Annotated in this window: 16 protein-coding genes; 12 read left to right on the top strand and 4 right to left on the bottom strand. The window is 45.1% G+C overall.

All coding sequences use genetic code 11. From position 1 onward, the window contains the following. Window positions 1-3 precede the first annotated feature (3 nt). Window positions 4-609 (bottom strand): arylesterase, encoded by a 606-nt coding sequence (locus ACHZC4_RS15940; RefSeq protein WP_394754889.1) that lies wholly within the window; start codon window positions 607-609, stop codon window positions 4-6. 291 nt (window positions 610-900) lie between these two features. Between ACHZC4_RS15940 and ACHZC4_RS15935 the strand changes: the two genes are divergently transcribed. The 12 genes from ACHZC4_RS15935 to ACHZC4_RS15880 all read left to right on the top strand — a co-directional run bounded on the left by ACHZC4_RS15935 (window position 901) and on the right by ACHZC4_RS15880 (window position 16,405). After that, window positions 901-1,806 (top strand): AAA family ATPase, encoded by a 906-nt coding sequence (locus ACHZC4_RS15935; protein ID WP_394754863.1) that lies wholly within the window; start codon window positions 901-903, stop codon window positions 1,804-1,806. Window positions 1,807-1,808: 2 nt separating this feature from the next. Continuing rightward, entirely contained in the window at window positions 1,809-2,750 is a 942-nt protein-coding gene (locus ACHZC4_RS15930) for a DUF58 domain-containing protein (RefSeq protein WP_394754888.1), read from the top strand. Further along, window positions 2,750-4,741: a DUF3488 and DUF4129 domain-containing transglutaminase family protein gene (locus ACHZC4_RS15925; RefSeq protein WP_394754862.1), complete on the top strand. Its 1,992-nt coding sequence runs from the start codon at window positions 2,750-2,752 to the stop codon at window positions 4,739-4,741. Before ACHZC4_RS15930 ends, ACHZC4_RS15925 begins: the two co-directional genes overlap by 1 nt. A 397-nt stretch (window positions 4,742-5,138) precedes the next feature. Further along, window positions 5,139-5,741 (top strand): TetR/AcrR family transcriptional regulator, encoded by a 603-nt coding sequence (locus tag ACHZC4_RS15920; RefSeq protein WP_394754861.1) that lies wholly within the window; start codon window positions 5,139-5,141, stop codon window positions 5,739-5,741. 216 nt (window positions 5,742-5,957) lie between these two features. Next, on the top strand, window positions 5,958-6,197 hold the full coding sequence (locus tag ACHZC4_RS15915; protein WP_394754860.1) for a hypothetical protein: 240 nt from the start codon (window positions 5,958-5,960) through the stop codon (window positions 6,195-6,197). A 56-nt stretch (window positions 6,198-6,253) separates the two neighbouring features. After that, a complete protein-coding gene (locus tag ACHZC4_RS15910) occupies window positions 6,254-9,178 on the top strand; it encodes a peroxidase family protein (protein WP_394754859.1) in 2,925 nt (974 codons plus the stop codon). Window positions 9,179-9,315: 137 nt separating this feature from the next. Further along, window positions 9,316-10,263 carry a hypothetical protein gene (locus ACHZC4_RS15905; RefSeq protein ID WP_394754858.1) on the top strand — a complete coding sequence of 316 codons (948 nt, stop codon included), beginning with the start codon at window positions 9,316-9,318 and terminating at the stop codon, window positions 10,261-10,263. Window positions 10,264-10,268: 5 nt separating this feature from the next. Continuing rightward, the gene (locus tag ACHZC4_RS15900) at window positions 10,269-10,724 is read left to right on the top strand and encodes a hypothetical protein (RefSeq protein ID WP_394754857.1); all 456 of its coding nucleotides are present in this window, start codon (window positions 10,269-10,271) and stop codon (window positions 10,722-10,724) included. A 35-nt stretch (window positions 10,725-10,759) separates the two neighbouring features. Continuing rightward, window positions 10,760-12,073, top strand: coding sequence for a hypothetical protein (locus ACHZC4_RS15895; protein ID WP_394754855.1), 1,314 nt, complete (start codon window positions 10,760-10,762; stop codon window positions 12,071-12,073). A gap of 12 nt (window positions 12,074-12,085) precedes the next feature. Next, window positions 12,086-13,615, top strand: a complete 1,530-nt coding sequence (locus ACHZC4_RS15890; protein WP_394754854.1) for a Dyp-type peroxidase — start codon at window positions 12,086-12,088, stop codon at window positions 13,613-13,615. After that, window positions 13,612-14,817 carry a catalase family protein gene (locus ACHZC4_RS15885; RefSeq protein ID WP_394754853.1) on the top strand — a complete coding sequence of 402 codons (1,206 nt, stop codon included), beginning with the start codon at window positions 13,612-13,614 and terminating at the stop codon, window positions 14,815-14,817. Before ACHZC4_RS15890 ends, ACHZC4_RS15885 begins: the two co-directional genes overlap by 4 nt. Window positions 14,818-14,896: 79 nt before the next feature. After that, a complete protein-coding gene (locus ACHZC4_RS15880; RefSeq protein ID WP_394754852.1) occupies window positions 14,897-16,405 on the top strand; it encodes a DUF2235 domain-containing protein in 1,509 nt (502 codons plus the stop codon). A gap of 87 nt (window positions 16,406-16,492) precedes the next feature. On the opposite strand, the gene ACHZC4_RS15875 is transcribed toward ACHZC4_RS15880, so the two are convergent. The 3 genes from ACHZC4_RS15875 to ACHZC4_RS15865 form a co-directional block, all read right to left on the bottom strand. Continuing rightward, window positions 16,493-18,901 carry a cytochrome-c peroxidase gene (locus ACHZC4_RS15875; protein WP_394754851.1) on the bottom strand — a complete coding sequence of 803 codons (2,409 nt, stop codon included), beginning with the start codon at window positions 18,899-18,901 and terminating at the stop codon, window positions 16,493-16,495. Window positions 18,902-18,972: 71 nt separating this feature from the next. Then, entirely contained in the window at window positions 18,973-21,291 is a 2,319-nt protein-coding gene (locus ACHZC4_RS15870; protein ID WP_394754850.1) for a hypothetical protein, read from the bottom strand. A 568-nt stretch (window positions 21,292-21,859) separates the two neighbouring features. Further along, window positions 21,860-25,045: an Ig-like domain-containing protein gene (locus ACHZC4_RS15865; protein ID WP_394754849.1), complete on the bottom strand. Its 3,186-nt coding sequence runs from the start codon at window positions 25,043-25,045 to the stop codon at window positions 21,860-21,862. Window positions 25,046-25,052 lie beyond the last annotated feature (7 nt).

Below are 25,052 nucleotides of genomic sequence, written 5' to 3'. Positions count from 1 at the left end.
CAGTTATTTTAAAAGGGGTTGCAAATGTTGCCATACTTTGTCAGCAATCATGGGCTGTGCTTGAGAATTGGGGTGTAAGCCATCGTTTTGCATCAAATCTTTTATTAAAGCCACATCTTCTAAAATAAAAGGAATGCTGGCAACACCCAATTCCTTGGACAATTCGGGGTAAACGTTATAAAACATATCAACATAGCGTTTGCCGTAATTAGGCGGAATGCGCATACTTAGCAATAATACTTTTGCACCGGCTTGTTGTGCATGACGTATGATTTCACTAAGATTTTGTTTTAGCTCCTTGGTCGGTAGGCCGCGTAAGCCATCATTGCCGCCTAACTCTACAATCAAAATGTTGGGTTTATGGGTGGTCAGTATAGGCTGGATTCTCGCTAAGCCACCGGCGCCGGTGTCTCCTGCGATGCTTTCATTAATAATAATGCAGCAGTCATTTTGTGCACGCAGTTTTTCCTGAACCAAAGCAACCCAGCCCTGTCCTAATTCCAATCCATAACCTGAGCTTATGCTATCACCCAAAACAACTATTTTAGGCTTAGCGATTGCAGCTTCTGTCATCAGCATTATAAGTATGGCAAATAAAAATCTAATCATCATATAAATTCAAACAGATACAGTAGTAGAAAACAATATAGTAGCAGAAAGTTTAGTAAAATCGGTGGCAACTTCATAATGGCATTACCTGGTGTTTTGTCGATTGACTTGAATCAAACCGAATCAAATGAAAGGATAATGATTATCGATATGCGAGTAATAAAGCGGCGATCTATTTAAAAAGCTTTAGGCAACGAAAGTTAACTGCCACAGGTCTAGCGTATCTTTTATTTCTAGCATTGTTCTATACTAAAGCCCAACACAACTTATTCAAGTAATCCTTATTAAACTATGCAAAATGACATCCAGCAGCTTCTTGCTGTGGCTAATAAAATAATTCTGGGCAAAGACAGGCAAATTCGTTTGGCGGTATGCTGTCTGCTGGCAAGAGGCCATCTATTAATTGAAGATATTCCGGGTGTAGGCAAAACGACCCTGGCGCATACGCTGGCCAAAGTGTTGGGTTTAAATTACCAGCGCATTCAATTTACCAGTGATATTCTACCGGCAGACATTATTGGCGCATCAGTGTTTGATGCCAAAAATCATGAATTTAAATTTCATCCTGGGCCATTATTTAACCAGATGATATTGGCTGATGAAATTAACCGCTCTACACCAAAAGCACAAAGTGCCTTGCTGGAAGCTATGGAAGAGCATCAGGTGACGGTAGAAGGGATCACCTATACATTGCCTGAACCGTTTTTTGTGATTGCAACGCAAAATCCATCGCACCAGATTGGCACGTTTCCCTTGCCAGAATCACAGCTGGATCGGTTTTTAATGCGCATTGAGCTGGGTTATCCTGATGCTAAATCAGAACGATTATTACTCACTGGACAAAATAGGCACGCGCTTATTCAAAACTTGTCGGCGCAAATTACCCCACAAGCTGTGCAACAGTTGCAGCAAGCAATTACGCAGGTTCATGTGTCAAGCGCGTTGCTGGATTATTGTCAGGCCATTATTAACTTTACGCGCCAATCTACGGAATACCATTGTGGTTTATCACCCAGAGCTGGTTTAGCGTTACTGACCGCCGCCAAAGCCTGGGCGTTTATGGATCAGCGTGATGCGGTTATTCCAGAAGACATTCAAGCGGTACTGGCATCGGTTGCGGGGCATCGGTTAAGATCAGACAATACTGATTCGGATGCGATTGTCGCGCCCATTTTGGCTAAGGTGGCTGTGCATTGAAAGTGTTTACGTTAAAAGATCGTTTTGGACTGGATCGGTTTTTTTTAGGGGAACGACGGCTAGACGATAAGCCGTTAATCTTAAACCAGCGCCGCATATTTATATTGCCGACTCAACGGGGTTTTGGTTTTGCTTTATTAATAGTGCTATTGGCGCTGATTGCTTTTGTATACAACAATAACTTGGCCTATATGTTGGCGTTTTTGCTGGCCAGTATTTTTTTTATTACCATTTTACATACCTATAAATCCCTGGCAGGGCTTACTATTCAAGAAGGCGCAACTGTTGCGGCATTTGCAGGCGAATCGGCTGGATTTGGTGTTTATATTGATAACCCCACTTCGATTGAGCGCCAGCATATACAATTGAAAATGAAGACTGTCGAAAACTTTAACCTACAGATGCACACTAAAACGCAGCTCACTTTATATGAACCCACCCAAAAAAGAGGCTGGCATCCGGCAGGAAAAGTGACTGTTTCCAGCACCTATCCGCTGGGTTTATTTCGTGCGTGGTCGCCTATCCGTTTTAATGCCAAAGCCTTGGTTTATCCTAAACCTGTCGATCAGAAAATACCGTTCCCAGAAAGCGGCGCTACTCAAAATCAACAAGGCCAGTTTAAAAAAGGCGGTGATGAGTTTTATGATTTGCAGGGTTATAAAGCCGGTGACCCCATCAAACATTTGCATTGGAAAGCCTATGCGCGGGGCTTGGGTTTATTCAGTAAACAGTATGGTGCCGAAAATTCCGCCGAAATCTGGCTGGATTACGGCCATACCTCCGGGCAATCACTTGAAGAACGCCTGAGTTACCTGTGCCGCTGGGTGGTTGATGCCGAACAAGCCGGTTTAAGTTACGGCTTTGTAATGCCTGGCTTGCGTTTGGAACCTGGCAATGGCTCGGCGCATTACCGACGCTGTCTTGAAGCACTGGCGTCATTTTAATGTTAATGGCGATGACCTTGAATCCTGCGCACAACAAAAATATATTAATTTTTTTGTTAACTTCTATTGGCTTGATTGTATTGCCGCATGTTTATCATCTGCAACCTGCTTTGTTTGGGTTTTTTTGCGTGTTGCTTGCATGGCGCTTTATGGGTATCTGGAAACCTGAACGTTTACCCAAAGGCCCTGCGTTATTGTTATTAACGTTGTGCGGACTTATTATTTTGTATACCCAGCAGCGGGGTATTATGGGGCGGGACGGCGGAACCAGTTTATTCGTCATTGCCCTGGGCTTAAAGTTAATGGAGATAAAAAGCGAGCGCGATCTTTATTTAGTTAATTATTTGGCGTTTGTTGTGGCTGCCTCGCAGTTTTTATACGAACAAAGTATTTTGATGGCCGCTTACATTTTATTTGTGTGTTGCGTGTTGCTGGCCACTTTGGTGTTCATCAACAGTTACGTGGCGCAAACCAGCACCTCGCTTAAAAAAGCCACGCTTATCATCGCGCAGGCTATACCGATGGCCATAGCGGTATTTATTTTATTTCCACGGGTAGAAGCGCCTAAATGGCTGTTGTTTGATGATGATCGTCAAAACAAAATGGGCTTGAGCGACTCCATGGAACCCGGTTCCATCACTGATCTTGGTGGATCCGATGAACTGGTATTCCGGGTTAAATTTACCGGCACTATTCCCCCGCCACATCTGCGCTATTGGCGCGGGCCGGTATTAACCCATACCGACGGCAAAAAGTGGACACAAGCGAGCAACTTAACGCAGCAGTCCGTTTTAGCGCAACCGGTCTTTTCGGGAACGCCTTACCAGTACACTTTATTGATGGAGCCGCAGAATAAAAACTGGGTGTTTGGCTTGGATATGCCAGCAAAATTTTCTCAGTCGGTGCGCCAAAATGCCAATTATCAGCTAGTTACTACTGATGACCTTAAACAACGCACAGAATACCCGCTAACATCCTATGCGAGTTACAACACGGGTGCGATTACTGAGAATGAAATTCAACAAGCCCGTCATTTGCCCGCTGCACCTACTTACCGTTTAAAACAATTGGTAAGCCAATTACACGGTTTTGACAATGCGCCTGAAGACTTTATAAAACACTTACTTAATCATTTTCGGCAAGAAGATTTTCATTACACCTTAACGCCGCCGTTGATGGAAGAAAACCCCGTCGAAACGTTTTTATTTGAAACCCGCTACGGATTTTGCAGCCATTATGCTTCTGCATTTGTAACGCTGATGCGGGTGGCTAATGTGCCAGCACGGGTAGTAACCGGTTACCAGGGCGGCGAGCTGAATCCGGTGGGTAATTTTCTAGAAATCCGGCAAGCGCAGGCGCATGCGTGGGCAGAAGTTTGGCTCGATAAAAAGGGATGGGTTCGGGTTGACCCGACAGCGGCCATTGCGCCCGAAAGAATAGAGAAGAATATTGATATCAATCGTCTGGCAGCCAACGGTCTTATCAATTATGTTAATCCCAGTGAAACAGCTCAGGCAGCATTTTTATGGCTGCAAAAGACCCGGCAGTTATGGCGCAATGTTGATTACAATTGGCAGCGCTGGGTGATTAACTACAATAGCGTTAATCAAGCTGGTTTTCTGTCATCGTTTGGTATTGCAGACTTTAAAGCCATGGTGTATTGGATGGGGATAATCATAGCCATCATCACGGCCATACTGAGTGCTTTTTTATTCTATCAAAAACCCAAATCGGTAGACCGTACTTTGCTGGTCTATAATCGATTTTTAAAGAAACTGGCTAAGGTAGGGTTAAGTAAAAAAGCAGGGGAGGGCGCTAGAGATTTTGCCGAACGGGTTAAAGCCAATATCCCTGAACAGGCGTCTAGCATTGAGCAAATTACGGTTGCGTTTATTGATTTGCGCTATGGCCGCAAACCGACAATGGAAGGATTAAAACGTTTGAGCAGCTTGATTTCTGGGTTTAAAGTGTCGGCTAATTCAATAAATTAAATACGTTAGCAACCGTTCAGTCCCCCTCTTTGAAAAAGAGGGGCTAGTACCCAAAAGATTATTCACATTTATTTAAGAGACTAAAAATGAAAACCACACATTTATCCAGTTGCAGACACGTTACTATTCCAGGCTAGCAACTTTATATCTTTAATTCTAAAACGGTACAGTTTAAAAAAGCCGTTCGTGGTGAGCTTGTCGAACCATGAACAACAAACCCTTCGACAGGCTAAGGGCGAACGGATGTCCCGTCTTAAATTAGTAGCCCTATTCCAAAAACAATAGATCAGGTCTAGCATTATATATAGGCAGAAATGCCGGAATAATTGTAACTAGAGTCCATAACAAAAATCAGCCACAATATGTTCTAAATTACTTACCTAAAGCATGTGTAGATATGGCAAGACGTTATAAACACAGTTTGGCAGAAATAAAAGCCATGATTTTGCAATCAGCCGAAACTATTGTTAATGAACAAGGTTACAGCGCCTTAAATGCACGTAAAATTGCCTTGGACATTGACTACACGGTAGGCAGCATTTATATGGTGTTTGACAGCATGGCCGATATAGCGTTGCATATAAATGCAAAAACCTTAAGCCAACTAGCCAGTTATATGGCAAAAAGTCAGGATAAAACGTTATCCATTGATATTCTTACCCAAAGTTATTTTAACTATGCCACGACACATTTTAATCGTTGGCGCATGTTATTTGAGTACCGCTTAGCTGAAAACTTATCTTTACCGGAATGGTATCGGCTACAAATAGAACAGAATTTTGCCGCCATCGAAATACTGTTTTTAAAAACCTTGCCCGAAGACACTGAGCTGGATTGCAAGCTAGTCGCTAAAATGCTTTGGGCTAGTCTTCATGGGATTTTTGCACTATCGGCATCTAATATACTAAGAACAATTAATGTAAACGAGATGGAAGCCATCAGGAAAATGTGGCTGGATAATTTTGCTTCGAGTTGGTTGAGCACTGCTAAAAAAAATTAATTACAGCATTGCAGTTATCATTTTAAAGTAGTAAAGTCAAGACTAGTAATTCACACATACAAAGTGTAAAAGTTCACAGATATTCTCCCACTTTTTAAATAGACTAACGCTCTAAGTAAACAAAACAGAAAAGTTATTCATTTAAGCGTATTTTACAAAAATGGCACTGTTTGGCTTTACTTGCGTTGTTTAGCATAACAATAAAGGGAATCACACATGTCACACATAAATATTTACAGCGGCTTTCTTGAGCCTATCCAAAACACTGTTTTGGACGCTGTACTCAATGCTATATCCCCCAACTCCAAAATTGGGTTGATTGATATACCTCATCAATCAGCACCGAAACATCTTAAAACTAAACCTTTCAAACCTCTTAGCTTTAATACAGCTAACTTCCTATTCATCCTGAGCATCGTAACGGTTCTTTTTGAACCTCTGCCAAAAATTACCTAACGCTTAAGACTGTCCTTCAGAGTTGAATTCACGTATCAATAATAGGAGACAAGAAAATGATCAGTTATCGCACACTACTATTTGTTCCAGTAGCTTTGTCCTTTACCGCCTGGACGCCTCCAAATCCTCAAAAAGTCTTGGAAAGGGTTAGCTCCGACAAAGCTTGTGTAAGAGTAGCCGAAAAAGGTTTACGACCTCTTGCCAAGCAACAGACCGAACGTTTTTTAGGTAAAGTCGCTGAGGATACCGCTAATTGCAGGGGCGGAAACAAAGCGTTAGAGAGACGTAGCAGTGTCTGGCTAGATTGGCCTAATTACTGGGGAGCAGGTGATGCCAGCAGTAAAACTCAAGAGCTGGGTGCAATAACCACAGTCGGTAAGCATCTAAAACCCAATGAGCGCGGTGTCGATGGTGCGTTAATTGATTTGGAATACCAGCGCATGGAGTTAATCCGGTTTAACCTGAATGATAATAAAACCTTTGAAAATTATATTAATGGTAACGGAACAACCGATGGGCCGGTACTAAAAACCTGGGAAGCCATGCGTTTACCGCCATCCCATCCACAATTTAAACAAGTGACTACCGCTAAAGGAGTGCAAGTTTGCACTGGCGAACTCATCCGAAACCGCAGTTTAACCGGTATTTGCAACGATATTTACAATCCGGCCATGGGCTCTACCCATCAGTTATTTGCACGCAATGTGCGTTTTGAAACTACTTCTCCAGAACTGGGTAAAAATGAGTTGGCGCGTAATCGTCACGGGGACAGGTTGGGTTTATTGCAACCCGATCCGCAAGTTATTTCCCGCAAGCTGTTCACCCGTGCGCAAACTAAACCCGATATGTGTAATTTTGGGCAAGGCTTACCTGATAATGCCAAAACCGCGCAATGCGATTATAAAAAAGCACCGTTTTTTAATGTATTGGCTGCCTACTGGATTCAGTTTATGACCCATGACTGGTTTTCTCATTTGCGCGAAGGCCATAATGACGATGCCAAAATGGCGATGGGTTGTACCAGTCAAAAGGTTAATAATCAGGAACAGCCAGTCACCGCTGAACAGTCTAAAACCCTGGGTTGCAGGCCCAATGATAAAGTTGATGCGGGTTATATTGCCCAGCATGAACCTGCACCCAGCTTTGATCACAACGGCAAGTCTTATTTGGCGCGTGCGCAAAAAACCACCGAAAACACGGTAACCGCCTGGTGGGATGCCTCACAAATTTACGGCTATGATGACACCTCGTTAAAACGCGTAAAGCGTGATCCAAAAGATAATGCAAAATTACTGATGTTGCCGCGCGGTAAATCAACAGCAGCCAGTGATAGCCAAGGTTATTTGCCGGTTTTAAACAGTTGTGACAGTAATCAAACAGGCTGTGTGGCTGATCCGATTAATCCCGCTTGGAAAGGTCAGGAAGCTGCCGCCTTTGCCGATAACTGGACTGTGGGCATGAGCTTTTACCATAACCTTTTTGTGCGTGAACACAATCTGATTGTCGATGCTTTTAGAAAACAGGCCGCAGCCACGCCGCAAGCAGATTCGGGGCTACGTAATCCAGCCAAACCTGATGAAGTTATCACTTATCAGAAAGTGACTGACGAAGAATTATTCCAGCTGGCGCGGTTGGTCGTTGCCGCCGAAATAGCCAAGATTCATACCATTGAATGGACAACACAATTGCTGTACGACGAACCGATGAATCTGGGGATGAATGCCAACTGGAACGGTTTGCTGGATAAAAATAATCCAGTGTCCAATGTTTTACAAAAAATTGTCGTTAACCGTTTGGGGCAGTCACCGCAGGAAACTAAAGCCAACCAGCTTTATTCGGCGTTTGCAGCAGGTGCAGGTATTTTTGGGCTGGGAAGTCATCGTTATCAGGATAATCCTGGTTTTTTAGGCTATTTACCTGACAAAAAAGACATTTGGGATTTACGTAATCTGCAACATGTTAATGGCGGTACCAATCATTTTGGTTCGCCGTTTAACTTTCCGGAAGAATTCCCCACCGTCTACCGCTTGCATCCTTTAATACCTGATTTACTGGAGTTTAGGGAATTACAAAACCCCAATGCCATCACTAAAAAAGTACCTGTGGCGAGCACATTCCGTGGCAAAGCGACTCAGGCTATGACCGATGGCGGCTTAAGTAATTGGGCGATGAGCATGGGGCGGCAACGTTTGGGGGTGCTTACCTTGCAAAATCATCCGCAGTTTCTACAAAATTTAGACATGCCGCGTTTGCAAACTGAAACCAACAAAATTGATGTCGCTGCGCTGGATTTAATACGTGACCGTGAACACGGCGTGCCTAGGTTTAATGAATTCAGAAGGCAATACGGGCTAACCAAACTGACAAGCTTTGGTGACTTTGTTGATCAGCGCCTGGAAAAAAACAGCCCGGAACGAAAAGAACAGGAGCGGTTGGTGGGTGTGTTACGTGAGGTGTATGGCCAGCATCAGTGCGATGCCAGCAAAGTAATTACCGATTCGCAATTAAATGCCGATGGCTCAGCTATCAATGATTGTCTAGGACATGCTGACAGCAGTATGGTTGATAACATTGAGGATGTGGATACCGTGGTGGGCTGGCTGGCAGAGTTTACCCATCCGCATGGCTTTGCTATTTCCGAAACTCAGTTTCAGGTGTTTATATTGAATGCGTCGCGGCGCTTGTTTAGCGATCGGTTTTTTACTTCCAGTTTTAGGCCGGAATTTTATTCTAGCCTTGGCCATCAATGGGTGATGAATAACGGACCGGGTGAAAAACAGTGGGAAGCCAATGAATATAATGGCCATAAAGTTCAGGTGTCGTTACTGAAAAGAATATTGTTGCGTACTATGCCGGAACTTTCCGGTGAGCTGGCGGGGGTGATGAATGCCTTCGATCCATGGTCTAGAGATATAGGGCAATATTATTCATTGCAATGGAAACCTAAACCCCGTGCTGCTTCTGATGAAAGTTTTAAGTAAATAATCCGTCGGGTGGGCAACGCTTTCCTGCCCACCGCTTACAATCGTGATTCAAATGGTGGGCAGAAAAGCGTTGCCCACCCTACGAGGCTCATGTTTTAACACTCGGTTTGCCCTATCAGGCTAGGAGCAGCGCAATGCAAAATGAAATGTCCATTGATCAGTTGGTTGCAGAAATGAACCCCTGTATTGCCGCTGTCACCACGGCAGAAACTGAAAACAATAGTGTGCCAAGATTCAACCAGCTAAAAACTGTGGCTTATGTGAACGCGGAATTTCGTGTCCATGATGATATTCCCGAAGCACTGAAACAGAGTATTTTTTCGCAGTCTGTCACTTATCCAGCCAAGCTGCGCTTTGCCAACGCCACCCAAAAAGATGATTCGGCAAAAGATATACGCGGCTTATCCATGCAATTATCCCAGGTAGACGGTGAAGTGCTTTGGGGCGAAGCAGGCTTGCAGGATTTTATTTTGAACAGTTATCCTGCGCTTTTTGTTGCCACGCCCGAAGATTTTTTGGAATTTATCCGCGCACGTCAGCAAGGGAAATTTAAGATGCTGCTGTTTTTTACGACGCATTTTAAAGCCCTTTGTACGGTGATTAAATCCCGCAAGCACTGTTTAAGTCCGTTAGATATTCAATATTGGAGCACCGTGCCGTTTCGGTTGGGTGAATCGGGCAATCAGGTCGTTAAATATTCGCTAATACCTTGTTCAGAGTACAAAACCAAGCAGGCAGTTGATGCTGGCGAAAACCAGTTGCGTGCGGCCATTAAAGCCCATTTGCAACAGGGTTCCGCGTGTTTCCATTTTGCGGTACAACTGCAAACTGATCCGGACACGATGCCTATTGAAGATGCCGCGGTCATTTGGGATGAAGCTGTCTCGCCTTTTATTCCCGTGGCTACCATTACAATTGAAAACCAGGATTTTGATAATCCGGAATCATTAGCAATTGGCGAGCGAAGTAGATTTAATCCCTGGCAATGTCTCGCTGCCCATGCGCCACTTGGCCGAATGAATGCCGTTCGCCGGGAGGTTTACGCCCATGCCGCTGCCCTGCGGAATAAAATGAAGGAGTAACAACTATGAACAACACGGTAAATAGCTGGTTAACTAAGTCGGTTGAAGAGCTCGACGACATCTATCGTAATGCAACACCTGGAGAAATACCCAGTGGTGATACCCAAGGCACAGCTATTTTGGCAGGTTCTATGTTCGCAAAATGGGTGGCATTTTTGGCTGGCGTTTTTGCCTGGCAGGGCAAAGTATTCGATCTGTTTTGCCCCGGTGGACAGGCCGGTGTTCTGGTCAACAAGGTAACCCCCTTCAGTCTGACCTTTATTGTTGCCAAGGTGTATCGGGATAAAAGCTGGCTGGATGGTAAAGATACTATTGTAATTGATTATTCGCGTACCTCGTTTCTTGCCAAAGTAATCCGTGATGAAATCCGCGAAGTGGAACCCGGCGTTTATCTTGGCAAAGTGTGGTGGAAGCAAAAGCGCATTCTGGATTTTGCTCTGGTACGCACTACCACTGAATAAACCATCGTGTAATTCTTTAGTTTGCGGGAGATGCCATGACACCCCAATCCACTTTTATGATTTGCGCCCCTGTGCGCGACGGACAGTTAGATAGTTTACGTAAACTGCTGGCCAAAATGAATAAAACCAAAGCTGTCGGACATGCCGATCCTGCTAATAAGCTGGTTGCTTTTGGTCGTTTTGAACGCTTACATTTTGCGCGTTTTGTGATTATTGAAAGCAAAATTGGTGATGAAATTAAAGCCTTTGGCGTTAAGCCAAGGCCGTGGCAGCCAGCTCTGGCTTTTCTGGGAGATTGTGATGGTGACCGGGATTCTTTTCTGGCAGAACTTGCGGCGCAAGCTGAACCAGGTCTGACAAAGCTATTTTCATTTTGTGTTGGGTTTCCAGATGCCAACAGTGAGGGTTTGCTAGCCTGGATGAAAAGCCATCACATCGAACCCAAAACCCGTTACGTTAACTGGATTGGGCGCACCGTTAAACAAATTCATGAAGAAGCTGCGTTGCACCAGAGCTTATCTGCGTATTTGCAAGACATTGCCGATAAAGTAGGTAGAGAAAATACCCATGAATTGCGGCAAGAATTATTAGCTCATGTTGAATTGGAAAAGCATGCGGGGCGGCTTAAATTAACACCGCCAGAGCCAACGCCGCTTGTATGGGGATTGCGCAATCTAGCGCACAAAATTGGCGTACCGCTGTTTTTGCTGCTGGTGTCACCGTTATTATTAATTATCGCACCGTTTTTTGCGCTACGGCTTCGGATGCTGGAGCGCTCTGATCCTGAGCTGTTTATTAGGCCAGACCGCAAACATATACAGACGCTGTCGGCGCAGGAAGATTGGGATGTGACTAACCAGTACAGCGTATTTGGTGATGTTAAGCCAGGAATTTTCCGGCGTTTGACCTTCGAATTTATCCTGCTGCTCACCGATTACGCGGCTGGACATGTTTATAACCAGGGTTTTCTGGCTCGGATACGGTCTATACATTTTGCCCGTTGGGTTTTTCTGGATAACGACCGGCGGGCTTTTTTTGCCAGTAATTATGACGGCAGCCATGAAAGCTATATGGATGATTTTATTAACAAGGCAGGCTGGGGACTCAACCTTACTTTCAGTTGTGCAGTGGGTTATCCGACTACGCGATGGTTTATTAAAGAAGGCGCTGCACGCGAGCAAGCTTTTAAATACACCCAAAGGCGGCATCAAATACCCACTGAAGTTTGGTACAAGGCCTATCCGGACTTAACGGCCACCGATTTAGCGCGTAACAGCCGCATTCGCCAGGGCGTGGAAACTCGCCCAGATAGTGATGCAAAAATGCGTGAATGGCTTAGCCTAATCTGAACAGGAGTGTTGATGATGAAAACTTCCAGTGATTTTGAATTTGATGACCTGCAAGGATTACTGCGTTTTGGGCACGGAAAACTAACCGACACCTGTTTTATGCTATTGAATATTGTCGATGCCACGGCTGCTAAGCAATGGCTGAACTCAGCCCCCGTCACTAATGCAGAAGAAACAGAAATACCGCCAAAAACGGTATTGCAAATAGCTTTTTCTGTTCAAGGTCTACAGGCTTTAGGACTACGGGCATCGATTATCGAGGGCTTTTCAGATGAATTCATTGTTGGGCTGTCGGGTGATGAAAGCCGTTCGCGCCGCTTGGGTGATATTGCTGGCAATGCGCCTAAACAATGGCTGTGGGGCGGTAATGTTAAACAAATCCCCCATGTAGTATTGTTGCTTTATGCCACATCCGGTGACATTGATACGTGGCGAAAAACAGTTCAAGGCAAAAACTTTTCAAAAGCCTTTAAAGTTTTCAAAACCTTACCAACGCAGGATATTGGCGGCATTGAACCGTTCGGCTTTGCCGATGGCATCAGCCAACCTGATATTGATTGGCAGCGCCTGCAAAGTACAAATCCGCATGACCGGGATGGCTATTCCAATAGGCTAGCGGTGGGCGAGGTTGTGCTGGGTTACCCTAATGAATATGCGCAATACACCGCAAGGCCGCTGATTAACCCGATAACAGACAAGCTCGCGGATGTTCTGCCTAATGCAGAAGATGTTCCGGACTTAAAAGATTTGGGTCGTAATGGCAGCTATCTTGTATTGCGCCAACTAGGTCAGGATGTGCCCGGTTTTTGGCAATTTGTTACTAAAGCGGCAGGCTCAAACCTCGAAAAACGTGAACAATTGGCAGCCGCTATGGTGGGTAGAAACCGTGACGGCATACCTTTGGTGTCAAAACATGCAGGGGTGATTCCGGGGATTGGCAGTGATGACTTTCATAATAGCTTTACTTACGAGGAAGACCCTGTTGGCAATAAATGCCCGCTAGGGGCGCATATCCGTAGAACCAATCCACGCACTGGCGATTTACCGCCTGGTGTTACCGGTTTTATATCCCGCTTGAAGAAAATACTGGGCTTTGGGCAAAACCGCCACGATGAAGACTTGATAGCTTCCGCACGTTTTCATAGGCTACTGCGCCGTGGCAGACCCTATGGGCCTTTACTGACGCCGGAAGAGGCTATCAAACCGGATGCACCAGTGGCTGAGCGCGGCATACAGTTTATGTGCCTGGTGGCTAATATATCCAGGCAGTTTGAGTTTGTTCAAAATGCCTGGGCGATGAGCAGCAAATTTAATGGCGTGCAACACGAAAGTGATCCGTTGTTAGGCCACCGACAGCCGTTAATGAGCGGTGAAAGCACCGATGAATTCAACCACCCAAATCCGGCGGGGCCGGTGCAAAAAACTTGTCCGCTGCCGCAATTTGTTACCGTACATGGCGGCGGTTATTTTTTTATGCCAGGACTGCGCGCACTGAAATATATAGCCAGCCTACCTAGCCAAGGGAGCGATAGCACATCATGACGATTAAATTCCGCATACTTAAAATTATTCATCAGTTTTTACTGCAACTGTTGTATATCGAGCGTCGACTGGAACCCTGGTTCCGTCCTCAGTTGAACTGGCTGTTTCGAGAACCGCTGGTTCGGCTTGTGCAATATTTTATCAATCTACGCCGACAGAATGAGGGGCTAAAAATAGCCGAGGAAAAAATCGATCCGGATGAAGATCAAAGCCTGGATGAAATCATTGATCTCATGGCCGACCAAATGCGCGGGCGCTTTAAACCGGGTGGTTATGAACGCGGTGGCAATACCAAAACCCACGCTGTGTTAAAAGCCACAGTAACCATTCGCGATGACATCCCTGAACATTGTCGTAAGGGTATTTTTGCCAAACCGCAAAGTTATCCGGCTTATGTGCGCTATGCAGGCCCTGGCCCTAATGTACCTGCCGATATTCAAGATGTTGGTTTTTTGAGTATGTCAGTCAAACTCATGGGGGTACCTGGCAAAAAACTGATGGAAGAGGAAGAAAAATATACCCAGGATTTTATCACCACCAGCGGCGGCGCGACTTTTGTTACCCCCAACACACGGGAAAATGCCAAGTTGCAGTATTGGAGCCTGGTGGATATGACGCTGTATTATTTCCTTAATCCCCAAGATAGCCATTTGTTGGACATGGCGATGAATGCCTTGTGGAATGAAACCAAGTACAACCCTTTCGGTGACCGTTACTGGAGTTGCACGCCTCATTTGTTGGGTGAGGGTCAGGCAGTGATGTATTCGTTTATACCGAAAACCAAGGGTCTGTATACCAAAATACCGGGATTGCCGTTTGGTAAGGTGCCATTTAATTATCTGCGCGAAAACATGATCAAAACCTTGAGCGAAAAGGCTGTGGAGTTTGATCTGATGGTTCAGTTGCAAACTGACCCGCATTTAATGCCTATTGAAGACAGTTCGGTACGCTGGCCGGAGAAATTATCGCCGTTTATTCCGGTGGCTACTGTGCATATCCCGAAACAGCATTTTGAATCTGAAAAATTGATTGATTTTACCAAGCGCCTGAAAATGAATCCGTGGCATTGTCTTCCTGAGCATCGGCCATTGGGCAATCTCAACCGTGCTCGCTATAAGCTGTACCATAAACTGTCCGAATTCCGGCAGCAGATGAACAAGGTTGAACACATTGAACCCACGGGGGATGAGGTATTTGATTAAATTTCGAGGTGGCGTTTTCGCAACTTTTGGGTGGCCAATTTTTTAAAAGATTTGCAAGTCTTAACCCAAGGAGGGTTATATGTCTAAAAATATCATTCTGCTTTCCGATGGCACCGGAAATTCCAATATTAAAAACCGGGGTACCAATGTTTTTAAATTATACGAAGCCATTGATTTTAATTTACCCGATTGCGAGCAAATAGCTTTTTATGACGACGGTGTTGGAACTCAAGATTTTAAGCCATTAAAGCTACTGGGCGGCGCTTTTGGCTGGGGCTTAAGCCGCAATGTTCGCCACTTATATAAAGAACTGGTGCGAACCTATGAGCCAGGGGACAAGATTTACCTGTTTGGCTTTAGTCGCGGGGCTTTTACGGTAAGAAGATTGGCAAGCTTCATCTGTGAAATGGGGATGCTGGATAATACTGTTTATATGGATAGGCAGCTTGACGATGCAGTGTGGCATCTTTTCAGGGATTATCGTGCTAAAAATCCGGCATTTTTGGAAAAGTTTTATGACCCTGCTATCACGCTTATTTTTGAAAAATGGCTTCACAAACTGACCGATAAAAATTTAACGTTTTGTGATACCAAACCCAGCATTGAATTTATGGGGGTGTGGGATACGGTATCAGCCGTGGGTCTGCCTTTCGATTGGGCAACAGATATTCTGGATAAATTTATTTTTCGTTTTGAATTTAAAGATCATAAGCTGCATGAAAAGGTTAACAAGGCTTATCACGCCCTATCAGTTGATGAGCAGCGTCAATCGTTTCATCCCTTACTTTGGAAAGAGGATGCACGTGTTGAACAGGTTTGGTTTCCGGGGGTGCATAGTAATGTAGGCGGCGGTTACCCACAGCAAGGACTTTCTTTGGAAGCGCTCGAATGGATGGTGAAAAAGGCAGATGGCCTTAAATTTGTCCCCACTGATATGGCATTTATTAAAGACCGGAAATATTGTTTTGATAAACTTTATGATTCCCGTTCGGGCCTTGGGGTGTATTACCGTTATAAACCCCGGGACTTTGTTGAAATTTGCAACGATAAAGTTACAGGCGTTTATATAGCTACGCCTAAAATCCATGTCAGTGTTTTTGAACGTATTGCCCAAGGCGTTTTTGGCTATTCCCCTGGCAACATCCCAAACACATTTGAAGTGGTCGATAACCAAGGTGTCCATCCAAAATCTAAAAAAATAGTCGAACTTATGAGCCAGCATGCAGGCAACTTGTCCACCGGATCGCTGTTGGGACAAGCCAAGACGCAAATTATCGCACGCAAAATATTTCACTTTGCGCTGGTAATTTATTCTCTTATTACCCTGTACTGGCTACTGCGTGGTGATCTGGATAACTCTAACATGACACTGTTAGATATGCTGAAAATGCTAGTGTCTCCTGATAGCTTACTGGAAAATATTGCCTTATTGTTTCGGGATCATCCTGTTTTTATTCTTGTGGGTGCGACTCTTTTTGGGTGTACCGTTAAAGTCCGCGAAATATCGGAACACATCTTTTGTCAATTTTGGGTCAAGCTTCGTCCCGAATTGAGAAAACTGTTACATGGGGAAGATAAAAAAACTTAAACAACAGGGTGGTTTTTATTGATGCTTTTTCGAAAAGATTTAAGTTCTCTGGTTCAAGCTTATGCCCGAACCAGAGAACACGCTGGCTTATTGCAATCCAGCTTCAAATGATTGCAGTGGCAACAAACCTTTAACACCACGTCCTTCTGCGCCAATTGCTGGCACCTCATAGGTTTGTTGTTGGGCTTGATTGGTCGATTTGATAAATTTCACTTTATTCTCATTACCGGTATGGCCATGAGGTAATTTTAAAGAAGGATGGTCAAATGGGGCTTGCTCCAAGCGGACTCGCTCATCGGTCAGTGTCTTCAAAAAAGCGACTACATCTTCAACGTCGGTACTGCTTAAGTTTAAAGTTTCATGCGGTGATTGGCCTTGATGGCAGGTAGTATCCAGCAGTTCTTTGGTACCGGCCATATCAGCAGCAATATTGCTAGGTTGGCCTAACCAAGAACCATCACGTAAAAAACCGGAGCTGTCAATTAAGCCTGTCTCTGGATCAGCAGCAACCTGGCCATCAATTAATAATGCGCCACCGCATTCGGGGTCTTTTTGGAATAAGTCCTTACGATCGCCGCCACGGTTATAAAATTGCACCACTTGCTGTAGCGTTGCTTGGCCACCATTATGAAAATAAGGCCCGGTTAATTCGACATTACGCAAAGCGGGTACTTTAAAAGCGCCATCAATTGCATCGCGCTCGTCACTGGTTACGGGATCAATACTTGCGGCAAACAAGAAAGAATTCGTTTGAAACGGGTCAGGCCCTAAGCTGGAAATGTTGGCATTTTCAAGATTATAGTCGTATGGATCATTGGCTTTTAGCTTGGCATTGCGGGTGAATGATAAGGCAAAACCGTAAGGATCAGTACCGCCAATACCTAAATCTTCTTTAGAAGGCCGTACGCCAATATTATAAAAACCGGCATCATATAACGCAACACCACCATCACCCATCACCATGCGTTCAGTGTATTTACCAATCGCTGGCACATTATTAACGTTAGACGCATGATTGACCGAGGCCGCTGTAAATTCTGTTCCTGAGTGGCAGCCAATACATTTACCTTGATTGACAAATACATTCAAGCCGTTTTGCTCCTGTTCAGTCAGTAAATCGCGGCCATTAATAACATCTTCTTGTGCCTGATCGAAACGGGAATCATCCGATACCAGGGTGGCTTCGTAGGCTTGAATGGCCAAACCCCAAAATAACGAGAAGTTGTTTTCAGTTAGGGTGTAGCCATTAATTTTTTTGGTGTCATCCCAATAAGCATTGTTAAAAGTACTCTGAATAATATTTTTATAGGTATAAGATGATTTTAAGCCTCTTTCTGGTCTTGAATAAGCGCCTAAAACACTATCCGATGGCGCTACCGTTTGATAACTTAGCGGTTTAAGCGCCAGCATCTTTTTACCCAGTTCCACAAAACTTTTACCCCCACATGACATTTCAAAATCACTTAACGCAGGGCCTACAGCCTGTGAGGCAAGACTGGCATTGTAAATGGCCAGCTGATTCTTTATAAGTACACCCTTAGCATTCTTACTGTATATATCGGTAGAAGGCATATTATCTGGGTTTGCAAAACGGCGCATGCCGAAGGGATCAAGGCCATTAAAAATGTTATTAGCTCTGCCGTCCCAAAAATTACGGAAATTATAGACAGCATTAATAATGGTAGGCGTATTGCGCGGCTCGACTTGGCGAACCGAATGCCCCCCTACATTAAAAAGCGGCAAGCCAGACCCTAAATTAGAAAGATTTTTTTGACAGATTTCCTTTTTACCCCGGGCATTTAAGCTGGTATATACCGATTGGTAAACCCCTTGCGAAGAAATAACATCATCACTGTCATAAAGGACTTCGGCATTTCGGTTAGCTTGTAAAGGCTGTCCTTCTACGAGTGTTTCTGGCTCTTCGTATTTACGTAACGGGAAGTCTGCCTGTGTTAAGGTGTAATTAGGCCCTTTACCTATGATAGATTGGGCTAATAACGGATCAATGTAGACTGTATTTGAGTGTGACGACATAAAGTTAAATAGATTACCCAGAGGCGTAATACTATCACTGGCCTTTTCGCCACTGGCGTTTCTCATGCCGGGATTAATCTGATTTTTGATGCGGTTATCCGCACCGGCCTGAAAATGGCAACTTGCACACGCCAAGCCATCACTACCTACCTGGCTGTCCCAAAATAACATTTTTCCAAGCGCAATGGCTTTGGCTTTATCTTTGATAATGGCAGGGGCTATGGAAGCTTTATTGCCATCAGCATCCAGTACGTAAGGTTCTGGTGCCGGTGTGCATTTTAAAGACCCCGGCATTTCTGGAAACGCCAGCAAGGTGTTGGCGTCACAATAATTCGGTAGTGATTTTTGGTGCGCCAGCACAGGCTGGGTGTAAACAGCCAATGAGGTCATTACAATCAGAACAGCCGTCAGTTCGAATTTATCCGGAAGGCTATTTCGGTTTAATAAGGTTATAGTGTTCATAAATAAATCCTCTCTGATAAGATAATTCCCTTGCCACCCCTGAGTTAACAGGGGTGGTGAGTATTCCTATATTAAAAACAAGTGTTCTGGCCATTAACTATTGCGCATTGCAAGGCAGGGGCAATATCACTTTTACCCCCACGGCTTGAATACACCGTAACCGTTGTAGGTACCGAATAGATATTAGTGGGTAGATTCGGACTACCACCCCCAGCATGCGCCGGATTAACAATGGTGCCAGATACTGAATATTGCCAGCAGGGGTTGTTGGTAGCAGGGCAGGGCAAACCACCTACGGGCGCTACAGCTGGATTGGTTATCAGTTGCATGGGTTGGGGGTCAGCAGACATAGTGCCGCCAAACATATCGGTTGCCTGCACATATAACTGTAGGTTTTGCGTAGCACCCGGTAATGAAGAAGTGGCGGTAACCGTCAGCTTGCCTTGATTTTTTCGGTTATCCCAATTCGCATTAAAAATGGCTACTTCATCAGGTGTTTGCGTGGCAGGGATCGTTAACTGATTGGCTAATTTACCTGCGCATTGGTTTGGCGCTGGCATAGGAGCTGCCCAAGGTGCAGGGTCTAAAGCACCCACTAAAACAGGGGGTTCATTGCCCGCCACAGTAGCGGTAGTTAATGGGCCTGAACCACACGCTAAAAACGCTAAGTCCTGAAAATTGTTAGGCAGTACGGGATCACCTAGAAACAGGTTTTCAGTGAAAATATATTCAAAATTGGGTGCGTTATACTGGCCTGCAACCAAGCCATTGGCGTATTTACCCGCTGGGTTATTAGGATCCAAATAGGTTTGGGGTATATAACAAGGCTGGGTTTTGCTTTTACAGACAGCCCGGCTAACAATCCGAAAATTACGGGTGGGCGGTGAAAAACTTCCTGCTGCGGGTAAGAAGCGTGCGCGTCCTATTACCGGAGGGCCAGACGGATTGACACTACCCAATAAACGTTCTGTAATGGCGTCGTTTTGCTTATCGACATCCATGGCAAAAATGTCCACCATGCTGCTAGGGTCAGTAGTAAAACCTTCCACATGAACGCGTGAAGTGACTTCTTGTGGAATATTTTGGATGGGCAAGGCATTGGTTCCAGCCAGCAAGCCTTCAATCATCACATACGCAGGCTTAGTGCCCGGCATAGTATAGATACCCACATGGGCGTTAATCGTGTGTGCAGAAATAAAATAAGCGGTGGTTTGCGTTGGATTGGTGCGATTAGCGTCAATCGTCAAGGTACCTGAATAATCAATGTAATCACCTACTTCAAAAGGTGCTTGCCTATCGGGGCGGGTGGTACACGCAATGGTTGTAGTGCTGCCATTAGCGGTTATAGTGCCGCAAGGCCCTGATAACGGTGCAGAAGTCGTAGGCAAGGCATCCATGACAAAGCTATGGCAGTAACCATCGGATTGTGCTGGGAAAGCGGGGAAAGTGATGCCATTAGTAGCGGGTAGGTTAGTACACTTTTGACCGCTGACTTGCTTAGGGCGGTTTTGCTGAGGGCATAGCGCATCAGTATCCCCGGCAATGCCAAAGGGGTAAGCCCGTGGAATACACATCGGGTAACCTGTTGAAGCATGAATGGTCGGATTATCGGTATCTGCTGTAAAGCGAGGGTCAAAGTGACTTTCTTCCACATCGCAACTGCCATCTGATACGCAGCCAGGACCACCATGTTTTAAACCGAACCGACCGACAGCGTCATTAATTCGGACACGGGCATCGGGTTCTTGGCATACAGGGCTAGCTTCTGTTTGTCCGGTAAAGCCGTAGGCGGGTACTGAAGATACGCACAGTTCGCCGCTAGCATAATCAATAGATTTAATATAACCCTGACCGACATTCAGGCTTTGTTGCGAAATGAAGACCAGGCCTGCAATATATTTATCTTTAATAATGTTGCCTACAATATGTATTTCATAAGCTGGCAAAGGTAAAGATCCAGGTTGTTCGGGTACGGCTGATCCAGGTAACATAACTTTATCAGCTAAAGCCAAACCTGATGTGCCTGGGGGTGTGCCTTCAGGTACGAGTGATGAGTCAAATAACTCTGCCCACGTCAACGATGTCGCAGGCATCTGTAAAATGGTATTACAGGGTATGACGATATCCACGCCATTAACCGTAACTGTGCCACCCCATAGACGTGGATCCAGATTAGCCAGATTAGGGCAAACGCTTGGATCAACTACAGCGTTTTGTATATAGCCGGTAACGTCAAACTGTGTGGGCACAACAGGGGGTGGCGTTGTTGGGCTTACCGGAAAAATAGCCGGTTTGATGACATTTTGGTTGCCTTGGGCGGCAAACGCAGATGTTAAGTCAACCAGTGCGCTAGCTAAACTAAGTGGGATGATAAGGTGCTTGAGTTTCATAACAGTTACTCCTGTAAAAGTGTTTAAATCCTCAAAATAAAATGCTATTGACATCGAATTTTGTAGGTCATTTATTGACGTAGTTTTTCACTACGCTAACTTCCTTCTGTTGGATAGAAACAAAGGCTCGCTGTGTTTAAAACCTTTTGATTGGACTTCGAGGCTTCGAGCCTTTCGGTGAAATCAATATGAACGGTTTTAATATTTCAAGAGCTAGATCAATAATGCTGAAACCTACCAACAGATATTTAACCTAAAGCACCATTCGTGCCAAAGTTTAATTTTTGGTTTAATGACATACAAATCAGGCTGATATGGTAGGGTTTTTTGTTGATGGATAAATATAAAAGAATGTGATGTAAGGTAAGGACTACAATCTAGGCGGTGTTTTCTGAAGCTTTTCGCGTCACTTTCTGACAAAAGTTATGTTTGCGAAGGTTGTTTAGAGGATTAAATATAGGGGGTAGTAAAGTCTTGTTCCTAAGGAAAGTGATAGGAAATGATATGTGAAACTTAAAAAAGGGAGAAGGCGTACACCTTCTCCCAATAAATTATCCTTTTAGATTAGTTATTTTCTAGTAAACACAACGGGCTGCCTTCCACCTCCGGATGACCACGCAGTTATAGCGGTAGTGGTCGCAGGAGGAACAATGCCAGGTTTTATCCTCATCGTCCACGCTGATAGGGCATCAACAGCAGCGGTACCCACAATAGCACCTGTATTGGTTGTTCCTAAACGAACGGTAATGGTTTTGCCAGGTACAGAACCGGTCCCATTCACACGCCATTCGCTTGAGCTTACTGTAAACTGCGCTCTTGTAAAGCCCAAAACATCTAAAACAGGTGCAATGACTTTCACCGTTACGGTAGCAGTGGCAGTGCCACCATGCCCATCGCTAAGGGTGTAGTTAAAGGTAGTATTGCCCGTAACGCCTGCGTTAGCCGTATAGCTTACTGTTGCCCCGTTAGTAGTTACCCTACCTAGCGGTGTTACCAGCGGGTTGGCGGCCAAGCTCACCGTCAGCACATCGCCGTCAATGTCAGTGTCATTATCTAACACATTGATAACCATAGTAGTCCCTTGCATAACGGTAGCTGTTTCTGCAAGTGCTACGGGGGCATCATTTACTGGGCTTACCATTACGGACACATTCGCGGTTGCGGTGCCTCCTTGGCCATCTGCAACGACATAGGAGAAAGCGTCCGGGCCGTTGTAGTTAGCATTGGGTGTATAGCTAACCCGTTGGGCATGATCTGTTGCTGCGTCGCCAATAACTGAAACTGTACCATGGGCAGGAGAGGTTGCTGATGCTATTGACAGTACACTAGAGCCGGTTCCAGTATTATCGTCCGTATCATTAGAGAGTACATCGATAACTACAGGGGTATCCTCTTCAGTGGTGCGTGTATCATCAAGTGCTATAGGTGGATTATTGGATGTAGCATTAACGGTTACTGTAACGATACCTGTATCGATTCCCCCCTGGCCATCGGCAATGGCATAGATGAAACTATCAGTGCCTGAAAAACCAGGTGCGGGGTTGAAAGTTATATCGCCGGTAATTTCAAGCTCAACAGTGTTCCCATTACTCGTGGTGATGCTTGTCGTAGAGTCATCAGATGCCAATGCTTTTAAACCCGTGACTGACAGCGTGCCGCCATTAACATCACTATCATTCCAAAGTACCGAAAATGTCTTAGATGCACCAGCATCTGTCGATGTCGAATCGTCATGCGCTTCAGGGGGGCTGTTGAATTCAGTTTCATTGCTGCAGATTAAACCATCCACTTGACCTAAATCTACGTCAGGTGTAGGGCTGATTGGTTCTGAGCCCGGACCAGTACTGGGTATTGTGCTGTTGGCTTGCCAATCCAGTAAAGCCGTCGTGAAGTTACCATCATCATTCATGCCTATGCCATTACTGCCAGGACGCGCAGCTGTGGGGTTGACATAAGACAAGATACGGTCACGAACACTAGCCAAGGCACCACTTATAAAGTTGGAATCTTGGTAAGTATCTGATGGAAGATTACCCAAAGTGCGTGGATCCATGTTCATACCTTCGAACGGGAACGGTTCTAGGGGTTGGGGCGTACTTTCACAAGCTCCCTCACAGCCGCCTGGACTTAAACGTCGGTCAAGGTTCCAAGGTATGCCAGTAAAGGATAAGGGGGTTGCCATAGCATCCAGGTTGATTTCGTTCATTTCTGGGGTAGAAATACCACCTAGGCCCATACCAAAAGGAAATAAATATTGTCCATTAGTCGCTTTGTTGCCGTTAATATCCACCGTGATTAACTCAGCAGTGATACCCTTTTCGCTAGCAAACTTACGCCCAGTCCGGGCTTGGATTTCACGTGGGATAGGGCTCAAGATAGCAAATTGTTCTGCGATGCTGCCAGAATTTTGCGAACAGGCATTAACATCTGCAAAACGGGGATCGGCTCTTAAATGTGCACATGGATCGGCCTTGGGCTTAGTCGCTGCTGCAAAATCGACATCGTGGCGGATTTTAAAGATATTCCCTGCCGCACCCGCAGTTAAACCCTGAGATGTACACTGACCCACACCGGCCGCGTTATCGCAGCCTACCGAAGTGGCCAAAGGAAACTCATGTGGGGCATTATTTACAGGGTCATAGTGTATACCCCAAATCATAACATCGGCTGGTGCCAGTGTTGCATAACCAATAATTAAGGTACGGGCTCGCTGATTTTGAAAACCAGGCACATCTATTTCTACTTCATCCAGAAACAGGTAGTCAGGTTGGTCAGGTCTTGTACCATCAGTAGAAAGCGCAGATCCTATCATTGTAGAATGAACCGACAAAAAGGTGATATTGTTGACAGTTTCAAAATTACCTTCCGCCGTAATACTGTCACCCACCAAAATTGGCGCAAAGCGCCGTGAATCAGCCACTGGGGTAGCGTTATTGGCAGGACGGTTTTCCCGTGGACAAAGCACATCGCCATTACCTGTACCATCAGACGATTGTAAAACAACACCTAAACTCAGCGAAGTGGTAATGGCGGTAGAGGGGCGCGATACCGTGCTGGGTATACACATGGGATAACCGGTAGAAAACACGTTGGTGTAGTTGTCGCCATCCAGGGTGAAGCGCGGATCTGGGCTACAGTTTGGACTACCCGTTTTACAACCTGCGCCAGACTGTATGGTATGACGGCTTTCCGGATCGTTAATTCGCACCATGATACCGCCAGAACCATTAGCGTTTCCGTTCACTTTAAAATAACCTTCATTGTAGTTAATGTAAGTGACCTGTCCAATAACGGTTTCGGCCGCTTTTGCCACAAACACATCACCAGCAATGACGTTGCCGTTATCAAGGCGTGTACCGTAGATTGTGGCAATGCCCCCTGCGCCAGATTTATTACATTTATCACCTTTGGCCAAACCGGTTTCTGCCTGTGTTTTACACGAATTCGACGCTTCATCAAAAAGCTGCTTTAAGGTCAGCCGGTTTGCGGGCAAGTCCATCAGTAGGTTTTTAGGGATAACGATATTTTGTCCGCCGGCAATAATCACACCACCTGACCAGTGGTTATTCGGTTCATTAAGGGTTATTTTTTCAATCTCACCCACCACTGCCGCGATGGTGGGTAATGCCTGAGCCTGTGTACACCAGATACCGTTTAGTAAAGTTGTTGATACCATCAGTGTATTAATACCTGTTTGTTTCATCCATTTTTTTGAAGAGGGGCGGGTAGTCCTCGTTTGCAGTCTTTTGCTCATGTCCTTT

The organism is Crenothrix sp. (assembly GCF_043729335.1).
Classification (GTDB): domain Bacteria; phylum Pseudomonadota; class Gammaproteobacteria; order Methylococcales; family Methylomonadaceae; genus Crenothrix.
This window is presented reverse-complemented; position numbering and strand designations above follow the sequence as displayed.

Bases quoted from the DNA above. Each gene is read 5' to 3' on its own strand.
- ACHZC4_RS15895 (WP_394754855.1), top strand. From the start codon at position 10,760: ATGACACCCCAATCCACTTTTATGATTTGCGCCCCTGTGCGCGACGGA.
- ACHZC4_RS15910 (WP_394754859.1), top strand. From the start codon at position 6,254: ATGATCAGTTATCGCACACTACTATTTGTTCCAGTAGCTTTGTCCTTT.
- ACHZC4_RS15940 (WP_394754889.1), bottom strand. From the start codon at position 609: ATGATTAGATTTTTATTTGCCATACTTATAATGCTGATGACAGAAGCT.
- ACHZC4_RS15875 (WP_394754851.1), bottom strand. From the start codon at position 18,901: ATGAACACTATAACCTTATTAAACCGAAATAGCCTTCCGGATAAATTC.
- ACHZC4_RS15890 (WP_394754854.1), top strand. From the start codon at position 12,086: ATGATGAAAACTTCCAGTGATTTTGAATTTGATGACCTGCAAGGATTA.
- ACHZC4_RS15870 (WP_394754850.1), bottom strand. From the start codon at position 21,291: ATGAAACTCAAGCACCTTATCATCCCACTTAGTTTAGCTAGCGCACTG.
- ACHZC4_RS15900 (WP_394754857.1), top strand. From the start codon at position 10,269: ATGAACAACACGGTAAATAGCTGGTTAACTAAGTCGGTTGAAGAGCTC.
- ACHZC4_RS15880 (WP_394754852.1), top strand. From the start codon at position 14,897: ATGTCTAAAAATATCATTCTGCTTTCCGATGGCACCGGAAATTCCAAT.
- ACHZC4_RS15920 (WP_394754861.1), top strand. From the start codon at position 5,139: ATGGCAAGACGTTATAAACACAGTTTGGCAGAAATAAAAGCCATGATT.
- ACHZC4_RS15885 (WP_394754853.1), top strand. From the start codon at position 13,612: ATGACGATTAAATTCCGCATACTTAAAATTATTCATCAGTTTTTACTG.
- ACHZC4_RS15905 (WP_394754858.1), top strand. From the start codon at position 9,316: ATGCAAAATGAAATGTCCATTGATCAGTTGGTTGCAGAAATGAACCCC.
- ACHZC4_RS15925 (WP_394754862.1), top strand. From the start codon at position 2,750: ATGTTAATGGCGATGACCTTGAATCCTGCGCACAACAAAAATATATTA.
- ACHZC4_RS15865 (WP_394754849.1), bottom strand. From the start codon at position 25,045: ATGAGCAAAAGACTGCAAACGAGGACTACCCGCCCCTCTTCAAAAAAA.
- ACHZC4_RS15935 (WP_394754863.1), top strand. From the start codon at position 901: ATGCAAAATGACATCCAGCAGCTTCTTGCTGTGGCTAATAAAATAATT.
- ACHZC4_RS15915 (WP_394754860.1), top strand. From the start codon at position 5,958: ATGTCACACATAAATATTTACAGCGGCTTTCTTGAGCCTATCCAAAAC.